The following is a 512-nucleotide window of genomic DNA, read 5'->3' as shown; positions in this document are numbered from 1 at the left end:
GGTGCCTGCTCACCTAAAACCTGGCGGTAATATTGGCTATGCTTTGTTATCGGTTCCTCTCTATTCCACGATGGCCATCATTGCGGGTATTTTCTTCTTCTCTCATGGCCACATGCCAGGGATAGGTATCTATCTGAATACACTGATGGACCTGGCGGACATGTTCCTGAACGTTGGTTTGTATGTCTGGATAGGTATGCTCTTGAAACAAACCCGTTTTGCCGGTTTGGTTCTGAACCTGTTTAAGCCTTGGAAAATGCCTCCGGAAATGTTGGCTTTTGTTGTGGTTGTTCTTGCTGCTGTACCGACTGCCTACACAGGTGGCTCTGGTATCTTCGTTATCGCTGCTGGTGCAGTAATCTATCACGAAATTAGAGCAGCTGGCGCACGCCGCAATCTGGCACTCGCAGCCACGGCGATGTCAGGTAGTATGGGTGTTGTATTGCGACCATGTTTGCTTGTTGTTGTTATCGCGTTCATGAACCGTGAAGTAACGACCGACCAACTATTTG

1 pseudogene is annotated in these 512 nt (G+C 48.4%); it reads left to right on the top strand.

The features are described from left to right. Positions 1–512, top strand: a pseudogene (locus tag A3757_RS04470) (C4-dicarboxylate ABC transporter); the annotation flags it as partial.

The sequence above is a fragment of the Oleiphilus sp. HI0117 genome (assembly GCF_001635235.1).
This window is presented reverse-complemented; position numbering and strand designations above follow the sequence as displayed.